Source organism: Streptomyces sp. NRRL WC-3618, from assembly GCF_001280005.1.
In the GTDB taxonomy this organism is placed as follows: Bacteria; Actinomycetota; Actinomycetes; order Streptomycetales; family Streptomycetaceae; genus Streptomyces.
This window is the reverse complement of sequence record NZ_LGDW01000467.1, coordinates 23504-41604: the sequence shown is the minus strand read 5'-3', so window position 1 is coordinate 41604 and position 18101 is coordinate 23504. Positions and strand designations below refer to the sequence as shown.

The following is an 18101-nucleotide window of genomic DNA, read 5'->3' as shown; positions in this document are numbered from 1 at the left end:
GCCGGGGCCCGTCGCGTGGACCGCCGCCGCGTGCTCGCTCCGCTCGCGCCTATTCATGATGCAGCACTACTTCCGCAGCTCGATGACGGTCTTGCCGATGCGGATCGGCGCGCCCAGCGGAATCGGTGTCGGAGTCGTCAGCCGGGTCCGGTCGAGATAGGTGCCGTTGGTGGACCCGAGATCCTCGACGATCCACTGGCCGTCCCGGTCCGGGTAGATCCTGGCATGCCTGCTGGAGGCGTAGTCGTCGTCCAGCACGATGGTCGAGTCGTGGGCCCGGCCGAGCGTGACCGTCTGTCCCTGGAGGGCGACGGTGGTGCCCGTGAGGGTGCCTTCGGAGACGACCAGTTTGCTGGGGGCGCCCCTGCGCTGCCTGCCGCCGCCTGACGGCTGCTGCTGGCGCTGCTGTGGGGGCGCTGCTGTCTGTCGGGCGGTCGCCTGCTGCTGGCGGCCGCTTTCACGCCGCGACCCGCGCTGGGTGACACGCGTACCGAACAGATCGCTGCGGATGACCTGCACGGCCACGATCACGAACAGCCACAGTACGGCCAGGAAACCCAGCCGCATGACCGTGAGGGTCAGCTCTGACATTGCCCCCGCTTCACCCTTCGGCTTGCCGGTAAATGATGGTGGTGCTGCCCACGACGATTCGCGAGCCGTCGCGGAGCGTAGCGCGGGTGGTGTGCGTCCCGTCCACCACGATGCCGTTGGTGGACCCGAGGTCCTGGATCGTCGGGGGCGTTCCTGGCCGGATCTCGCAGTGCCGGCGCGAGACGCCGGGGTCGTCGATCCGTACGTCGGCCTCGGTGCTGCGGCCCAGGACCAGGGTCGGGCCGGAGATCTGGTGGCGGGCGCCGTTGATCTCGACCCAGGACCGCATCCGGCCCGCGCCGGCCGTGGGGCGCTGCCCCATGGGCGGGGCCGTCGGGGCGGCGCCGGGGCGTCCGCCGGGCGGCGGTGCGGCCGGCATGGGGGGTGGTGCGGCGGGCGGATAGCCGTATCCGCCCGCTCCGGGCCTGCCTCGGGGCGGGGCCGCGGGTGCGGCGGCGCCCGGGCCTGCGGGGGCCTGCTGGTTGGTGGAGGAGGCGAGCGTACGGCTGCGGACCCGGTACAGACCGGTGTCGAGGTCGTCGGCCTTCTCCAGGTGCACCCTGACGTCGCCCATGAAGGTGTACCGCTGCTGCTTGGCGTAGTCCCGCACCATCCCGGCGAGCTCGTCGCCGAGCTGTCCGGAGTAGGGGCTGAGGCGCTCGAAGTCCGGTGCGCTCAGCTCCACGATGAAGTCGTTGGGTACGACGGTCCGGTCGCGGTTCCAGATGGTCGCGTTGTTGTCGCACTCGCGCTGCAGCGCGCCCGCGATCTCCACGGGCTGGACCTCGGACTTGAACACTTTGGCGAAGGTGCCGTTGACCAGACCTTCGAGACGCTGCTCGAACTTCTTCAGGACTCCCATGGGGCACCTCCTCCTGGTTGCTGCTCTGTCTGAGTCGTGCGTGCCGTGCCTGTGCTGCCTGTACTGCTTACTGATCGTATCCACGCGCGGGGAAATCGGCTGGTTCCCCCTGTCAGCCCGCTCGACGGGTGTCGACGCCTGACGAAGTTCCCTGTGAAGCTCTCCTTCGAACTCCTCGGGCCGTACCCAGATCGTAGAGGCGGCGCCAAACCAGTGTCCCGCACCTGACTGTGCACCTTGCCCGCCTCCTTGGGAGATGTGCTGGACCGGTACGAGGTTGATACGTGAACAGGCACGTGTTGAGACGTAGTAGCAGCCGGTCCGGCTCTGTCGGGGCGGGTGCGGGGCGGTTGCGGGGCAAGGGAAAGGGATGTGAACCCACCACTTCCAGCGTGCTAATCTTCTCGATGTCGGAAGGCCCCAGCACCGCTGGGAGCAGGGCCTGAGGACAAAAACAATGCGCGAGTGGCGGAATGGCAGACGCGCTGGATTCAGGTTCCAGTGCCCGCAAGGGCGTGGGGGTTCAACTCCCCCCTCGCGCACAATGGGACACCGACGGAAGGTGTCCAGCAGCACCGACGAAACGGGCTCATCGTGATCACGATGAGCCCGTTTCGCTGTGTCTGGGCAGGCCAGGTGCGGTGTGACAGTGCTTACATGCATGACTGCCCGGCGGCTGGCGAGCCGCCGGGCAGTTGACGTTTGTGGTTGTTGATCTTTAGTGGGCTGTTGAAGTGTGGGCAGTCTCACTCATCGGGCTCGATCTTTTCCGGCTTGGTGACGTAGCCCTTGGGGGGCCAGGTGCCCAGTGGCTTGGTCTTGCGGCGGCGGGTGGGCCGACGGTGGGGTCGGTCGCCGTGGAGGGCGATGGCGTTCGCCCAGGCGGTGAGTTTGCGGCAGTTGGCATGCGCGAGCTGGAAGGCCAGCAGAAGCGTCTGGGCGGCGATGCCGCGGATGCGGCGGGTGCCGGCGTCTTCGAGGCGTTCGTAGAGGGGGTCCTTGGCGTAGCCGTTGATGCCTTCGACGCTGTTGCGGAGCCGGAAGTACACGCGCTGCCGGGCTTCGGAGCCGTACTGGAGGGGCGGCCAGAGGTTGGCGCCGGATTCCGGTGGGACCGTGACCGTCTTCTGGCTGCAGCACAGAGGTGAGCCCGTGGGGCTGGGGGTGGGGTCTACGAGGGGCAGGTGGATGCCGCGTCCGAGGGTGTGCTTCTTGGGTGGGCACTGGGTGCGGCCTGCCTCGGCGGGACACATCACGCGACGGTGACCTTCGGCATCGGGGCGCTGCTTGGGCATGAAGAGATAGTTGGCGCGGGCGCGGATACGGTCGATCCAGGTCTGTTTGTCGATCTTCTCGGCGGTGAGGTCCTTGGTGGCTTCCTTGAGGGTCTGGGGCATTGAGGGGCAGTACCAGTTGACCTCGACAAGTTGCGCGCCGGCGAAGCCGGCAGCTGGTCCTTGGCGTAGTCGTAGACGGGCTCGTAGCCCATAGCGCGGACGGGCAGCTGGAAGTTCTCCGGTTTCTGGCCGTTGTAGGCGCGGTCGCCGGCGAGATAACCACGCGGCAGGTTGTCGTCGATCTGCTGGAGGGCTTCGACGGCCACCTGGCCGGGGCGGTGGCTGGGCTTGTCGACGGAGAAGGCGATGACCAGCGGGGAACGACGTCGGGGTTGGCCGAGCCGTCGGGCAGAGGGAGGCCGTCGTGGTCGGGGGCGCGGGCGATGACGAGGGAGGCGTCGTAGCCGTACAGGCGCTTCTTGATGCGGTCCGTCTTCTTCTGGAGCTTGGCGCCGTTCTTGTCCTACGACCACCTGAGAGCCTGTGCTCTGGGGCCGTCGGAAACTGGCATCGCGCAGATCAGCAGGAGCTACGTACTTGAGCGCGCCCAGCGCCGTCCTGCACGCCATCGGCCTCTCCGACGTGTGCTGGAGGAAGAGCTCCTACAGCGGGGGGCGCGAATGACTGTGTTGAGGTTGCCCAGGTCATGGGAACGGCGTCTGCCGAGGTCGCGATCCGCGCCGTAAGTGTCCTCGGGGTGGCGTGCTGCTCGTTGGCCGGTCCTCGTTCGTAGTGTTCGTGAAGGGGATTCGCCACCGCTGATGGTTACAGCGATGTGATGCATATGCGCCCGAACCGCGCATCAAATGACGTACCTGCGAAACAGCCGGGTCCGGGAAAACCGGACCGATTACGGTCACATGATGACAACGGACGGGAAGATCGTCGTCGCGGGGGTGTACGGAGGAAGCGACAGTGTCGGCAGTCACGTGAAGCGCCAATTTGGATGATCGGTGAAGTAAGCGTTGGCAAACGGCCCCGATGTGACCGGACGGACCTTGTCGAGTCTGGGGGATCGCCGATCACTCGGCAAGCCCAAGTGGTCACATGACGTACCAAACAAGGCGGCCAATTCGGTTTAAATAACCTGATGTTCGGCCCGATCTTGGCGGATACCCGCCTGGTGTCAACACATGCCCCTTGGGTAGCGTTGGTTCGCTTGAGCTATCCCCCACCCCAGCGGGAGTCCAGAGTGAACCGCCCCGCCCGGCTTGTGACAGCCGTGCTCACCGCATCCGCGGCCCTGCTGCTGACCGCCTGCGGCTCCGGAGGGGGCGACGACGCGTCCTCGGACAAGATCAAGGGGGCGGCCGTCGGCGGTGGGAATGCGTCGGCGAGCCCCTCCGCGTCGGCCTCGCAGGACGGCGTCAAGCGCCCCGAGATCACCCTTCCCGGTGAGTTCCAGGCGGACTTCGAGAGCTGGACGAACAGCGACGCGAAGCTCCAGACGATCCTGGACGACGGCAAGCAGCAGCTCCTCGGTTCCTACTCCGCGATCATCGAAGCCGATCCGGAATCGGACGCCCTGACCTTCTACAACACGGGCACCGCCCTGACCACGGGCAAGGAATGGGTCAGCGGGTTCGTGACGAAGGACATCACCCTGGTCGGCAAGACCCGGGCGTACAACCCGCAGACACGCATCAGCGCGGACGGCTCAGGAACCCTCTTCTACTGCGTGGACGAGAGCAAGGCTTCCACGAAGAACCGCAAGACCGGCGAGATCACCGAAACTCCGGCCGACACAGCTCAGGTCCTGTATCAGACCAAGCTCAGCAAGAACGACGACGGTGTCTGGCAGACCACCGCGGTCACGACCACCCAGGGCGGCTGCAAGTGAGAACAGGCGCTCGCTCCGTTCTCGGACTGACCGCAGCAGCGTTGGTCATCACCTTTCTCGCCCCCTCTTCGGCCCTGGCAATCGGCGGGGACGACGGCTGGAACCCGTCCAAGCCGAGCGGCTCCCAGAGCGGGGGCACGTCCGGCAGGCAGCTCACGGCCAAGGTCAGCCAGTCCAGCATCGTCATCACGCGGTCGGGCGGAAGCGGAACCGCGAAGCCTTCCACCGGGACCCTCGCCTCCGTCGACCCCAACTGGGAGCCTCCGGCCTGCTGGTACGAGCCCGTTCTGACGCCCGCGCAACTCAAGGCCGGAGTGGAGGAGTTGGAGGGCACCGACACGCTCGCCCCCGTCAATTCGCACCTCTTCTGGGCCCACGAGCTGCTCGTCAACTACTACGACAAGGGCCAGGAGGGCGGCTACACGAACTACAACCTCGGCAAGGACGGGATGTTCTGGCGCGACGTGGTCCGTGCCGGGCACGAGGACGACCTCGCCGCGTGGGACTGCAGTGAGATCATGTTCTGGCAGGGTACCGGCACCGTCCCTGACGATCCCAACGCGCCCACACCGAAGGTTCTGGCCGCGTACGCATACGACAAGATCGAGGTCCCGCAGACCGCGATCGAGCTGAAGCCGGCGGCCAACTCCACGGTGAATCTGCCCACTTGGGTATGGCTGGACAAGGGCACCTTCAACGAGGTCAAGGTCCGCGCCACGCTGCCGAACACCGGTCTGTGGGCGGAGGCGACGGCCAAACCGGTGGCCCTAAACCTGGAGCCCGGCACGGAGGACGCCGAGACCTACCCGGTCTCCGGCGGCTGCGAGATCAACGACGACGGCTCGATCGGCACCCCGTACACCAAGGGCGATGCGAGCAAGGCCCCGCCCTGCGGCATCACTTATCTACGCGCGAGCAGTGGCCAGCCGTACGAGCTGAAGGCGTCGATCACCTGGGCGATCTCGTGGGAGGGCTCCGGCGGTGCGCGGGGCGACCTGCCGGACGGCACCTTCGAGACCACCCAGGATATGGCCGTCCAGGAGATCCAGTCCGTCAACCGCTGACGGGCGAACCACGAGGGGTGAGGAGCGAGCATGTCGAAGGGATCCGATCTCCAGGTCGACTACGACCTGCTGGCGACGAGTGCCAAGCAACTTGCCCAGATCCGCCGCGAGTTCAAGGGTCTGGAGGACTGGAAGCAGGACATCGAGTCGCTGCTCGGCGACAGCCGTGTCCAGGCCGCCATGGGCGACTTCGTGGACAACTGGGACAAGAACCGGGGGCGGCTGGTCGAGGAGATCGAGAAGGTCGGGAAGCAGGTCAAGACGACCAGCGACGCCTTCAAGGGACTCGACGACCAGTTGGCGAAGGCCAACAAGGGGAAGAAGTAGCGCCTTGGGCGTAGACGGACTGACGGCTCTTCGCAGGGGGAACATCCATGGCTCGGCCGGCTGACTGGGCGCCGCTCGCAGAGACCGACCCCGTTCCGGGGGATCCGGACGGGATCCGGGGCGAGGTCACGCACATGAAGAGGATCGCCGAGAAGCTGCGCACGCAGGCCGCTGCCATGCAGGCGATCGCCGAGTGCGACGGTCTGAAGGGCGAGTACGCCGACAAGCTGGGCGACAACGCGCGCGGGCTCGGCCGGAGGCTGGACCTTGCTGAGGACCGCTACCGCAAGGTGAAGGGGCACCTCAACGGCTGGGCGGACGACATGGAGGACGCCCAGAAGAGGGCGGGCCATGCCCTCGACGATGCCAAGGACGCCCAGCGGATCATCGACCAGCACAAGCCGGACGGTGCCAGTAAGAGTTCTGACAAGGGCACCGACAAGGACACAGGCAAGGACAAGCCGGACGAGGACCCCGCCGTGAAGCGCGCCCGGGAAGATCTTGAGGCCGCCCGTACGAAGCTGCAGTCGGCTGTCACCTTCTACGGTGAGCGCGCGGACCACTACGCCGGCAAGATCCGGTCGTCGATCGACGACGACATGGAGGACAGCTGGTGGAACGACTTCAAGGCGTGGGTGGGCGACGCTGACTGGCTGGGGACACTGGCCGAGGTCCTGAGCAACGTCACCACCCTGCTCACCTTCGCCGCGATCTTCTTCCCCGCCCTCGGCGTGCTGGCCGGAATCCTCACCGGAATCGTCTTCGGCATCCACCTCATCATGGCCCTGACCGGCAACGGCTCCTGGTTCGATGTGGTCACCGACATTGCAGCGTTCAAGATGGCCAAGAACGGCGTCAAGGCTGCCAAGGCGGTCAAGGCGCTGCAGAAGGAAGGGCGAGGCATCTCGAAGGGCCTCGCGGAGCAGCAGGCAAAGCGAGTGGCCAGAATGAACCGTGCCGCCGGCGGACGGGGTGGCAGTGGACGCCTGGGCCGACTCCGCAGAACCGCGGACAACCAGCAGGGTCGAGCCGCGGGTGTGAAGACCCGGGACGAGGCCATGCCGGTGGCGACGCGGAAGGAGACCTACAAGGCCCTCGGCGACAAGCGCATGGCGGAGCAGGTGAAGGACGTCGAACGCATGAGCGGCAGGTACCCGGACAGTCAGCGACTGAGCGAAATCGCCTCGGAAGCAGCCCGCCATAAGGGCGTATCCCAAGCCTACTGGGGGACGAGTACAGTACTCGACCTCGGCGGACGGGCCGGAGACGCATGGTCCCCTACCTATGTGAATGCCAAGGGAGACATGACAGCGCCGGCAGTCGGGTTCGGGTCGCAATGGTGAGGCCCAAGCCGGAGAAGCGGAGAAGCGGCCTCACGGAGAGCGCTCGTACCCGGCAGGCGCGCCAAGCTCAAGAGCGCGTCCGTGCAGAAGCGGATCAAGACCTTCACGGGTCTGTGCGGCCTCCCCGTGGAGCGGAAGACCATCCCGGGACCGATGCCGCCGACTCCGGAACACACGCGTCCGGCCCAGGAGACGAGAGGTTCCTCAAGCGGGCAGCCCAGGTGCGCTACGCGCTGCTCGCCATCGCCCTCGTCATGCTGCTGTGGTTCATCGTCGCGATGCAGGACCACACGACATGGGGGCTGGAACTGCCCATGCCCACCTGGGCGTTGGACATCGCCGCACTCAGCCCTCTGCTGGTGCTGATCCGGTTCTGGAACCCGGAGACCAGGAGGAAGAGCGACACCCTGGAATTCGACCTGCGGGTCATCAGCGGTCTCTATTTCCTCATGGCCCTCCTGGGAGCCGCGCTCGGCGGATACTGGCAGCTGTGGCCCGGGGTCGCGATCAGCGCCGCGGTGCACGCGGGCATCTGGTACACGAACAGTCGGCCCCGCAGGCATGGCTGATCCCGTGACCGAACCTGCCTCACCACCTACTGGCTACGGGTTTCTTCTGCCCGAGGACTGGGTGCAGATCCCACTCCGGCGGGGAGACGCGGAGGACGCCGTACGTTCCCTCGTCACGTCCGCCTTCGCACGCGTGCCGGCGGACGTGCCGCGCGACAAGCTGATGCCTCTCCGGCTGGAGTTGGAGCGCAGACTGCGGGCAGCCGTTGCCGAGGCTCGCAGGGCCAAGGCGCTGGAGATGTATCTGCCGGTGAAGCTGGCGGGGGAGGTGAACCTCGGGGCGTCGTTCACCGTCTCCAACGCGCGACTTCCGGCGCGTTCCGGGCCCGACGGTGTCCCGAGTGAGGTGTCCGACCCTGCGGAGATCGCCGTGCAACTGCTCTCCGCCGACGGTACGGCAAGTGCCTCGGAGATGGACCTGAGCAGCGGCGAGATCGACGGAGCCCTTGCGGTTCGCCGAGAGCGCGTCGTGCCTGCGGCCCCGGAGCGCAGTGCGGAGCTTGCCAGCCGCAGGGTGGAGTATCTCGTGGCGGTACCCGGTGACCCCGGTCAGTGGCTCGTGGCCGCTTTCTCGACGATCGGAGCCGGTAACCCCCGGGACGACCTGGCTGATGCGATGGTCGAGTGGTTCGACGCCCTGATGACGACCTTCCGGTGGAGCTGGACATGACCGAGCCCCTGGTCGAGCTGGAGCACGAATTCAGCCTCGACATCGACTACGACCCGGGCCGATGGCTGGAGCTTCCTCCGCGCTGGGACACCGAGGAGTGGCAGGACATCGACGCCTGGACGCGCTCGTGCGCCGAACTGCTCTGGCGGTCGTACGGACAGGATCCAGGCGAGTCAGGTATCGCCTTCCTCGCGGGTGTGCTGCGCCGCTTCGCGGAAGCCTTCGCGCCGGAGCCCTTCGACACGCGGGTACTGCTGCGTATGTGGGAACCGACGAGCATGCCTCTCCAGGTCTTCAGCATGGTCAAGCCTGCGCAAGGTGACCGCGAGGAGACGCTGCGCTTCCTGGTCGGAGCCGAGGACCCTGACGCTGTCGAGCCCCCGGTCGTCGAGTCCTTCCACACGGAACATCTCGGGGAGGGGCTGCGGACATTCCGCTATCTCCGGCAGGAAGACACCCCCGAAGTGATCGCCGCACTCCGCTACGCCTGGCGCGACGAGGAAGTCGGCGCTGACGTGGTGCTGTGGACTGCAGCCGACGACACCGCACGGGTCATCCGGGCCGCCCAGGACATCGAAGAGCTGGCGCAAAAGGTGAGCGTGGCGGTCTGGGATCTCGAACCGGAGGAGGGCGCCTCGCCGGAGGCGCCGGCCTAGTCACTTCCACCTCACGTTCGCCATGCCCCTTGCCGAAAACCCGAGCCACGAACTGGGACTCCGTACGACATGACGTTCATCCCTCCGCGAGCGCTGACCGAAGGCGTCTATCGCGGCGTGCTGTTCTTCTATGGCGGCCTGGCTGCCGCAATCGGGACGGGGATCTCGATCACCTCCTCGTGGGACGGCTCGACGGTGCTCGGAGCATGTGTCGCCGCGACAGGGCTGATTGTGCTGAGGCGTTGGTGGCAGCTACGGCCTGAACTGACGGGGCGGGCGGGTCAGCTACAGCTGCGTGGGGCGGTCCTGGCTCTGGTCAGTGCGGGGCTGATCGCGCAGAGCGTGGGGCTGTTCTTCAACACGACGGAGCCCGGCGACCCGCTCGCCGCGTTCGTCCCCACCCTGATCCTCGGCGGGCTGGGCATCGCTTGTTGGGTGGCGAGGATCGCAGTGGGGTTTCAGACACGCCGCGCCACCAGGACGTCAGTCCCGGTATGGCGCAGGCAAGACGCATCGGGGCCGGCTGGCCGTCGGCTTCGTGACCGGACGCGATGAGCCTGCCCTACGGCTCCATTCCACTGGCCCGGGCGATGCTTTCGACCTCTCGCCGGTCGTTCTCCAGTCCAGCGCCATGGTTCAGGCTCCGCCGGTGTCGACACCGAACCGTTTTGAGATGACCTTCGACGGCCGTGCCTACGCCGTCGCCGTGGACGGACGTGACGTGAGCGACCAGGTCGCAGCAGTCGATGTGCACGCCGATCCGCATGATCTACCGCGCGTCGTGCTGCACCTCCGGCCGACCGGGACCTGGCCGACCGAACTGGACGCGCTGGCGCGGGTGGAGGTCGGCGTGCCCGCCGAGCCGGGAGCGGCTGCTGCCGTGTTCCTCGACGCGTTGGACCCGCTGGAGGTAGAGCGTGCCGCGCTCGCGCGGGCGGACCTGGAGAACGTGCCGGGCGGTGGGACGGCCGCCGTGTTGGGGCAGTTGGCGGAGTGGGCCCGTGGCGCTTGATCTCTCCGGTGTGCGCCGGGTCGTGGAGGGGATGCTCGACGACCAGCTGGAGGTGTGGCGGGATCCTGGCGGCCGTACGGACGATGTGCTCGACGAGGACACGGGTGAGCTGAAGTCCGCTGAGGCGGATGGCGCTCTCGTGTGGGCGGGGTCCGGTGCCATCGTGCCCCTCGGGCAGCCCGCGATCACGGCCCCGCTGGACAGCTCGGTGGCCGTGCTTCCGGCAGCTACCGCGTATCAGGCGCTGCTGCCGCTTGACGCTCCGTAGACCCTGGACGACGACGTGATCGTGGTTCGCGGTTCGACCCGGGATACCCAGCTCGTCGGGCGCCGCTTCCAGGTGGCGGACGCGAATGTCGGGACCTTCGCCGTGGTGCGGGTTGTGCGGCTCCAGGTGGTGGACTGATGGCAGCGAATCCGCATCCGAATGCTCACCTGGACGCCGCAGCGTTCCGGGATCCGATCGAGCTGGCCGCCGCGCTTACACGGATGGGGCCGGCAGTACGTTCCCGGACGCGGGCGATCACGCGGCATCACGCCATGTTGCTGAGGGTCCGCATCCAGAAGAACGCCTCAGGGCGGCCGAGACGCCGCCTTCTCCGCCGTCAGCCGGGCGATCAACGCGTCCTGGTCCTCCGGGTGCTCTTCTCGTTGATCCCCAGGTCCTCCGCGCCCTCGGGGACCGGCTTCCCGGTCTCCGTCACGATGCGTCGAACCTCCGTCGGGCTCTGACCAGAGCTGGCGATGCGCTGTCACATCCGTTCCCTCCGCAGCCCTGTCCTCCTCATGAGCACGGAGCGGAATTCGTCCTGTTCACAGTGTTACGCCCCTAGGGGGTGGCCTGATCTGTCTGTCGGCGTTGCTCGATTCCGGCCCGCACGTTGCGCTGTCTGGCCCAGACGCTCTTCCTATACTTGCGACATGGACCAGGAGCTGGAACGAGCCGCCCTCGTCGCACTCCTGCGACGTGGCGATCGTCCTTGGCCCGAACTCACCGACCAGATCGAGACCGTCGGAAGCGCACGCGACGTACTTGAGAACGCGCTCGATGCCTCTGGGCAGGGCGCCCTCTTCAATACCGAACCCGCCCCAGACCTTGAGTCTGTCGCCGCCGAGATCGCTGCCTGGGAGCGCGAGGGCATGCGGCTGGTGACGATCCTGGACGATGACTATCCGCTTTATCTACGGCTGGTCCACCAGCGGCCGCCCTTCCTGTTCCTGCGCGGGACGTCCGTCAGCGACGATCTGAGGGTCGCGGTCGTCGGCACCCGCACCCCCACTCCGGGGGGCATCGCACACGCCCGTGCCATCGCGGGAGGGCTCGCCGAGCGCGGCGTCACAGTGGTCAGCGGCCTTGCCGCCGGGATCGACAGTGCCGCGCACGGAACCGCTCTCGCCGTCGGCGGTCGGACCGTCGCCGTCATCGGCACCGGTCTGCGGCGCTCCTACCCGGCGCAGAACGCCCGGCTCCAGCAGGAGATCGCCGAGCGGGGGATGCTGATCTCCCAGTTCTGGCCGGACGCTCCGCCCTCGAAGATCTCGTTCCCCATGCGTAACGCTGTGATGAGTGGATACAGTCTCGCCACTGTCGTGGTCGAGGCGGCGTACCGCAGCGGGGCCCGCATGCAGGCCCGTCTCGCTCTGGAGCACGGGCGACGGGTCTTCCTCATGCGCTCTCTCATGACCCACGAATGGGCACGGGAGTACGCGACCAGGCCCAACACAACCGTCATCGACGGCCCTGACGACGTCTTCGAGGAACTCGGCTCTCTCGTCCCCGCCACGGGCGAGCTCACCTGGGCGTAACAGGCGGACCCGGGTGGCAACCGTCGTTGGTCTGTCCGACCACTACGCCAACTTCCTCGTGCACCCCCTGCTGCCCGGCCCGGGCGTCTGCCAGATCTGCCGAGGCCCGGCGAAGGCCAGCTATCCGACCTGCTGGCAGTGCCAGCAGGCCAACAGCACCCTCGGCCTGGGCATCGCCGACGCCGTGGTTCCGGTGAGCCTGGCCCTCAAAGGCGAGCAGTACGCCAACGAGTTGTGGCGTTACAAGAACGCCGCAGGCCCTCAGCAGCAGTACTTCCGCATGGGGCTCGCAGCCGTTCTGTGGCGCTTTCTTGCCCTGCACGAAGCCTGCATCGCAGCCCACTGCGCGGTAACCGGCTTCGACACCATCACCACGGTCCCGAGCACCAGCGGCCGAACGGACCATCCCCTCCGCACCCTGGTCGCCGACGTGGTCGGTGCCACCCGCAGCCGCCACCGTGACCTACTCACGCCGGCGCCGGGCGCGGCCGAGCTCGGCCGCAACGTCTCAGCCGAGCGTTACACATCCTCAGCACTCTGGGGCGGGAACGTCCTCCTCATCGACGACACCTGGACCACCGGCAGCCATGCCCAGTCTGCAGCTGCGGCTCTGAAAGCCGCCGGTGCGGCGAGCGTGGCCATCCTGGTCCTTGGACGCCACCTCAACACCAGCTACGGCGACACCGCAGCGCATGTCGAGCAGGCGCGACTTCGCCGCTTCGCCTGGGATGTATGTGTGCTTCGGCCGTGGAGCCACGCCTGAGTCGCGTGCAAGGGCTCTGTCTATGGTGACCGTCATGCAGTTCGATAATTTGGATTGAATAAACGAATCACCTGGTCAGCGCTTTACCTCTTGATCACTCAAGTCGGTGAACCATCCCATGAGCCAGGAACGTGATCGCGGTGACGGAGTTCTTTTCTGTCGAAATACATTCTTCGCCAGAATGGGATTATTCATGGTCGCGCTGTATCGATCCAGGCTTTTCGTGACCTTTGCTGCCGCGTGCGCTCTCGTGCTGACGAGTTCCTCGGTGGCGTAGGCAGGTGCTGTCGGGTCGACTCCCGTCCAGACCTTCGCGTACAGCGTTGGCGGCATGACGATGAAGATTCCGACCGGCTGCCTGTTCACACACATCATCCGAGGTGGCGGGGAGAAGATCACCTACCAGAATGCGGATGTCGACTGCGCCTTTGTCGGCGCGCTGAGCAGCGGGTTTTGCACCTGGCGGATCGACTTCACGTACGCCAACGCCAACAGCAAGACCTATCGGACATCCCGAGGGCGAACGCATGAAGAGTGCGAGATCGATCCGATGAGGAACAACTCTCCCCAGGCGATACCTCGTTACGGAAAGGCGTGTGCGCATCTCTACGCCAATAGGGTACGGCGTGCGAGTCAGTGTCACACATCACGAAGTGAGCCGTTCATGAACGATCAGCAGCAAGGGCGGGAACAACCCGGGGAGACGCTGGGCTTCCGCACGTCATCGACTGGGGGGCGATCGTCGTCGCCGTCCTGTGTAGGAGCGCTCACCCGATGGATCTGTCGGTCCCGGATGGGAAAGAGGAGCAAAGAGAGCAAGTGAGTTTGGGCATAGGGGCGCGGGCCGCCAAAGGCTCTCCGAGGTCACCGACCGCGGACGCCTTGCGGGTGCTGGTCGCTCGGGGTCTCGACGCCCCTGGCCTGCGTCGTGGGAAATCTGCCGCGACAGCGCGGGAAACGATCTCCAGGGGTACCCATGTTGGCCCTGACCAGCGAGTTCCGTCGGTGCCCCACAATGAACGGCCCTCATCGGGATCCCGATGAGGGCCGTTTCTCGTTGTCTCACGCGTCTCGCTCTCGCCGTCCTCGCCGTCGCGAAGATGTGAGCTCTCTCTCATATGAGGTGTGTCCCACGAGGGCGCCCGACTTATCCACAGGGTCTGACCTGATGCGGTGTGTGGCGGTACGGTCGTCGCGAGTTGATGTTGGCGGCGGTGTGTGGAGCGGGGGAGGCGGTCGTGATGACCGAGGTCGGTACGGAGTTGGCGGAGGCTGCGGGGGCGCGGAGTCGGGCGCGGGAGCTTCCTCAGGTGCGCGGGTTCGCCCGGTGGCCGGCGGAGGATTCCCCCAAGGAGGAGGGGAAGGCGTTGCGCCGGCAGGTTCCGCGCAGCGCGCACGCCTCCTTCGAGACCGGCGCGGACGGTTCGCGTCCGGACGCGGAGACGGCGGTCAGGGAGTCCAATCGTGGTCGTATCCCCGAGCTGACCCCGATAAGGGTGGGCAGGATGGCGGCCACCCCGTTCGCCTTCCTGCGCGGTTCGGCGGGCCTGATGGCGTACGACCTGGCCCGTACGCCGATGACCAGGATCAGCGCCCAGATCTGTGGCGACGCCCATGCGGGCAACTTCGGTCTCTACGGTGACGCGCGCGGCGGCCTGGTCATCGATCTGAACGACTTCGACGAAACCGTGCAGGGTCCCTGGGAGTGGGACCTCAAGCGGCTCGCGGCCTCGCTGGTGCTCGCGGGGCGGGAGGCGGGCGCGGACGAGGACATCTGCCGCAAGGCGGCGCACGACGCAGTCGGGGCGTACCGGCGGACGATGCGGCTGCTCGCGAAGCTTTCGGTGCTGGACGCGTGGAACGCCATCGCGGACGAGGAACTTGTCTCCTACACGGACGCCCATGACCTGATCGGGACGCTGGAGCGGGTGTCCGAGAAGGCGCGGGGCAACACCAGCGGGCGCTTCGCGGCCAAGTCGACGGAGGTCACCGAGGACGGCGGGCGGCGCTTCGTCGAGGCTCCTCCGGTGCTGCGGTGGGTGCCGGACGCGGAGGCCGCGGCGGTGGCGGCGTCCCTGGAGGAGTACGTGGGCACGCTGTCGGAGGACCGTCTCCCGCTGCTGGAGCGCCATTCGGTGCACGACGTGGCATTCCGCATCGTCGGCACGGGGAGTGTGGGCGCGCGGTCGTACGTCGTCCTGCTCCTGGACCACAAGGGGGAGCCTCTCGTCCTCCAGGTGAAGGAGGCCCGTCCTTCGGCGCTGGTCCCGCATCTGGCCACCGCAGGCTGGGATCCGGTTGAGGCGGCGGGCGCGGTGCACGAGGGGCGCCGGGTCGTGCTCGGGCAGAAGCGCATGCAGGTCGTCAGCGACATCCTGCTCGGCTGGACGACGGTCGGCGGACGGCCTTTCCAGGTACGGCAGTTCCGCAACCGCAAGGGCAGCGTCGACCCGGTCGCCCTGTCCGCCGACCAGATCGACGACTACGGCCGGATGACGGGCGCCCTCCTGGCCCGTGCCCACGCCCACAGCGCCGACCCTCGGCTGATCGCCGGGTACTGCGGCAAGAGCGACGAGCTGGACGAGGCGATGGCGACGTTCGCGACGGCCTACGCCGACCGTACGGAGGCGGATCACGCCGGTCTCGTGGAGGCGGTGCGAGCGGGGAGGATCGCCGCGGAGATGGGCGTGTGACGGTGGTGAGGGGGCTGGAGTGTGACGCATACGGGGTCGCTTCGGGGTCTGTTCGGTGACCCTGGGTGGGCGCGTGAGCCGTGGCCTAGGCTTGGACGGGTGACGACCCCGGAAGCTGAGCAGTCCTCGTCCGTGCCCGAAGCCGAAGGGCCACGGGAGCCTCTTGACGCGCAGGCGGCGTCCGGCGCGTCCGATCAGGCCGGGGGTGCTCGGCCCGAGGAGCGGCTGGAGCGGGCTGTGCGGGTCGCCGAGCAGGCGCTCATCGAGTACGAGATCGCCGTCGAGACCTTCCGTATCGAGGTCGAGAACTTCTCCCGGCTGCACCACCAGAAGCTCGGCCCGATGTACGCGCGCCTCGACGAGCTCGACGCCGAGATCGCCGAGGCGAAGGCGGCGCGCACCGGCGACCCCGAGGACGTACGAGCAGCGCGGGAGGCCAGGGCGCGGGTCATGCCGATGCCCGGGGTCGAGGAGCTGTTCCACGGCTGGATGGACTCGGAGGGACTGTTCCCGGAGGCCGCGGCGATGCTCACCGAACAGCCGGTGCGGCCCCCGCAGCGGGTCCGGCCGAGCGACGAGGCCCGCAAGGCCTACCGGGAACTGGTCCGCAAGGCCCACCCGGACCTGGCGCAGGACGAGCGGGAGCGGGCGCGGCGCGACGAGTTCATCGCCCGGGTCAACTCCGCCTACGGGCGGGGCGACGAGGCGTTGCTGCGGGAGCTGGCCGAGGAGTGGGCGGCCGGCCCGGCGCCCGCCGAGTGGCAGCCGAGTCACAGCGAGGAGCTCTATGCCCGCCTCGAATGGCTCGCCCAGCGCAAGGAGCTGCTCACGCTGGTCGCCAGTGAGCTGGAGGAGGGTGCGATCGGCGCGATGCTGAAGCTCGCTCCGGACGACCCGGACCGGTTCCTCGAGGAGATCGCCGAGCAGCTGCTGGCCCAGGTCGCGCAGCGCGAGGCGGAACTCGCGGCACTGCTCGGGCTGTGACCTGGGTATCGTCGGGGGCATGAGTTTCGGTTCTGGTGTGCCCACGGTCGAGGTCGCGGACCTCAAGGACGACGACTTCCTGCTGGACGTCCGTGAGGATGAGGAGTGGCAGGCGGGGCATGCCGAGGGGGCGTTGCACATCCCGATGAGCGAGTTCGTCGCCCGTTTCGGCGAGCTGACCGAGGCGGCGCCGCAGGACGGTCGGGTGAACGTGGTCTGCCGTTCCGGCGGCCGGTCGGCGCAGGTCACGAACTATCTGGTCCAGCAGGGCATCGACGCCGTGAATGTCGGCGGCGGTATGCAGGTGTGGGAGGCGGCGGGCCGCCCGGTCGTCACCGACGAGGGTGCGCCGGGCTTCGTCGCCTGAACCCCGGGTGGGTGTGACGGCTTGGCGCCGGGTTCAGCCCAGTTGGTGCGCTGCCAGCAGGTCGCCCAGGGCCTCTTCGTGTGCCGCCGCCGGGCCGAGGGACAGCTCCAGGTGTTTGGCCCAGGCGTGGTACCGGTGCAGCGGATAGTCGGTGTCGGCGCCGAAACCGCCGTGCAGGTGCTGTGCGGTCTGCACGACCCGGCGTACCCCCTCGGAGGCCCAGATCTTGGCGACGGCCACGTCCCCGGAGGCGGGCAGCGCGCCGCCCGCTCCGGTGCTGGTCCGCCACGCCGCCTGCCAGAGGGTGGCCTCCATCGCGCGCAGGTCGATGTAGCGGTCGGCGGTCTGGACGGCGACTGCCTGGAACGTCGCCAGTGGGTACCCGAACTGCTCCCGCTTGCCGGTGTAGTCGCTGGTCATGTCCAGTACGGCGGTACCCAGCCCGAGGGCCAGCGCGCAGGTGCCGACGGTCAGCAGATCGCGCAGCCACGGCCAGGCGCCGTCGCTGTCGAGGACGTAGCGGTCCGGCAGCCGCACGGAATCCAGGCGTAGTTCGCCGAGCCGCTCGCCGGCGGTGGAGATCTGCTCGGCGAGTGCGACGCCCTCGAGCGGGGCATCTTCGTGGGCGCGGGGGACCAGGGCGAGCACGGTCCGGTCGGTGTTCGTGTGGGCGGGTACGAGGACGAAGTCGGCGTTGTGCGCCCAGGGCACCGCCGTCTGCACTCCGTCGAGCACCCATTGGTCGCCGTCCCGGTTCGCGGTCACGGCGAGTTCGGCGGCGTCGTGGCCGGTGCGGCCGTGTGCGGCGACGGTGAGGACGAGGTCGCCGCTCCCGGCCCGGCGCAGCACCTCGCCCCGCAGCTCCTGGTCGCCGTACGCCTGTACGGCCGCCGCGGCGGCGCAGCTCTCCAGCAGGGGCACCCTGGCCAGTACCTTCGCGGATTCGCGCAGTACGAGGCACAGGGCGATGGCGTCGAGGCCGGCGCCGCCGACCTCCTCGTCGAGGAGCAGGCTCAGCAGATCCGCGCCGGCGAGCCTCTTCCACAGTGCCCGGTCGAAGTCGTCCGCGACTGCGCCCGGGACGAGCGACGGGCTGATCACCCCGTCCGGCGCGACCCCGGCGAACACCGCCCGGGCCGCCTCGACGGCCGCCTGCTGCTCCTCGCTGAACCTGAAGTCCACGGTGCTGTCCTCTCGGCCCGGGGGCGGGTGACCTG

Annotated in this window: 18 protein-coding genes, 1 tRNA gene and 1 pseudogene; 16 read left to right on the top strand and 4 right to left on the bottom strand. The window is 67.8% G+C overall.

What is annotated here, in order from left to right; all coding sequences use genetic code 11:
- Positions 1–66 precede the first annotated feature (66 nt).
- The gene (locus tag ADL01_RS34385; protein ID WP_053745971.1) at positions 67–591 is read right to left on the bottom strand and encodes an FHA domain-containing protein FhaB/FipA; all 525 of its coding nucleotides are present in this window, start codon (positions 589–591) and stop codon (positions 67–69) included.
- A gap of 10 nt (positions 592–601) precedes the next feature.
- Complete coding sequence (locus tag ADL01_RS34380; protein WP_053745970.1) at positions 602–1453, bottom strand: FhaA domain-containing protein; 852 nt, start codon at positions 1451–1453, stop codon at positions 602–604.
- A 459-nt stretch (positions 1454–1912) separates the two neighbouring features.
- Between ADL01_RS34380 and ADL01_RS34375 the strand changes: the two genes are divergently transcribed.
- A tRNA-Leu gene (locus ADL01_RS34375) sits at positions 1913–1995 on the top strand.
- A 204-nt stretch (positions 1996–2199) separates the two neighbouring features.
- Here the strand turns inward: ADL01_RS34375 and ADL01_RS34370 are convergent.
- Positions 2200–2850 (bottom strand): hypothetical protein, encoded by a 651-nt coding sequence (locus ADL01_RS34370; RefSeq protein ID WP_053745969.1) that lies wholly within the window; start codon positions 2848–2850, stop codon positions 2200–2202.
- A 1132-nt stretch (positions 2851–3982) separates the two neighbouring features.
- On the opposite strand from ADL01_RS34370, the gene ADL01_RS34365 reads away from it, so the two are divergent.
- From ADL01_RS34365 to ADL01_RS34295, 15 genes and pseudogenes are all read left to right on the top strand, one after another.
- Complete coding sequence (locus tag ADL01_RS34365; RefSeq protein WP_053745968.1) at positions 3983–4630, top strand: hypothetical protein; 648 nt, start codon at positions 3983–3985, stop codon at positions 4628–4630.
- Between the two features lie 41 nt (positions 4631–4671).
- A complete protein-coding gene (locus ADL01_RS34360; RefSeq protein WP_420719769.1) occupies positions 4672–5694 on the top strand; it encodes a hypothetical protein in 1023 nt (340 codons plus the stop codon).
- Positions 5695–5724: 30 nt separating this feature from the next.
- The gene (locus tag ADL01_RS34355) at positions 5725–6021 is read left to right on the top strand and encodes a hypothetical protein (RefSeq protein WP_053745966.1); all 297 of its coding nucleotides are present in this window, start codon (positions 5725–5727) and stop codon (positions 6019–6021) included.
- 47 nt (positions 6022–6068) lie between these two features.
- Entirely contained in the window at positions 6069–7364 is a 1296-nt protein-coding gene (locus tag ADL01_RS34350) for a hypothetical protein (protein WP_063783621.1), read from the top strand.
- A 221-nt stretch (positions 7365–7585) separates the two neighbouring features.
- Positions 7586–7933, top strand: coding sequence for a hypothetical protein (locus tag ADL01_RS34345; RefSeq protein ID WP_053745965.1), 348 nt, complete (start codon positions 7586–7588; stop codon positions 7931–7933).
- Between the two features lie 61 nt (positions 7934–7994).
- Positions 7995–8603 (top strand): hypothetical protein, encoded by a 609-nt coding sequence (locus tag ADL01_RS34340; RefSeq protein ID WP_234354890.1) that lies wholly within the window; start codon positions 7995–7997, stop codon positions 8601–8603.
- Positions 8600–9259, top strand: coding sequence for a hypothetical protein (locus ADL01_RS34335; RefSeq protein WP_063783624.1), 660 nt, complete (start codon positions 8600–8602; stop codon positions 9257–9259). The genes ADL01_RS34340 and ADL01_RS34335 overlap by 4 nt, the downstream gene beginning before the upstream one ends.
- Before the next feature lie 69 nt (positions 9260–9328).
- A complete protein-coding gene (locus ADL01_RS34330; RefSeq protein ID WP_053745962.1) occupies positions 9329–9814 on the top strand; it encodes a hypothetical protein in 486 nt (161 codons plus the stop codon).
- Between the two features lie 118 nt (positions 9815–9932).
- The gene (locus tag ADL01_RS34325) at positions 9933–10271 is read left to right on the top strand and encodes a hypothetical protein (RefSeq protein ID WP_053745961.1); all 339 of its coding nucleotides are present in this window, start codon (positions 9933–9935) and stop codon (positions 10269–10271) included.
- Positions 10177–10677 (top strand): annotated as a pseudogene (locus tag ADL01_RS46890) (DUF6093 family protein). The gene ADL01_RS34325 and the pseudogene ADL01_RS46890 overlap by 95 nt, the downstream one beginning before the upstream one ends.
- Before the next feature lie 515 nt (positions 10678–11192).
- Positions 11193–12077 carry a DNA-processing protein DprA gene (locus ADL01_RS34315; RefSeq protein ID WP_053745959.1) on the top strand — a complete coding sequence of 295 codons (885 nt, stop codon included), beginning with the start codon at positions 11193–11195 and terminating at the stop codon, positions 12075–12077.
- 13 nt (positions 12078–12090) lie between these two features.
- Complete coding sequence (locus tag ADL01_RS34310; protein WP_053745958.1) at positions 12091–12840, top strand: hypothetical protein; 750 nt, start codon at positions 12091–12093, stop codon at positions 12838–12840.
- Positions 12841–14081: 1241 nt separating this feature from the next.
- The gene (locus ADL01_RS34305) at positions 14082–15533 is read left to right on the top strand and encodes a DUF2252 domain-containing protein (protein ID WP_053745957.1); all 1452 of its coding nucleotides are present in this window, start codon (positions 14082–14084) and stop codon (positions 15531–15533) included.
- A 99-nt stretch (positions 15534–15632) separates the two neighbouring features.
- Positions 15633–16517: a J domain-containing protein gene (locus ADL01_RS34300; protein ID WP_053745956.1), complete on the top strand. Its 885-nt coding sequence runs from the start codon at positions 15633–15635 to the stop codon at positions 16515–16517.
- Between the two features lie 37 nt (positions 16518–16554).
- Entirely contained in the window at positions 16555–16884 is a 330-nt protein-coding gene (locus ADL01_RS34295) for a rhodanese-like domain-containing protein (RefSeq protein ID WP_053745955.1), read from the top strand.
- Between the two features lie 33 nt (positions 16885–16917).
- On the opposite strand, the gene ADL01_RS34290 is transcribed toward ADL01_RS34295, so the two are convergent.
- Positions 16918–18066 (bottom strand): acyl-CoA dehydrogenase family protein, encoded by a 1149-nt coding sequence (locus ADL01_RS34290; RefSeq protein WP_053745954.1) that lies wholly within the window; start codon positions 18064–18066, stop codon positions 16918–16920.
- Between the last annotated feature and the right edge of the window lie 35 nt (positions 18067–18101).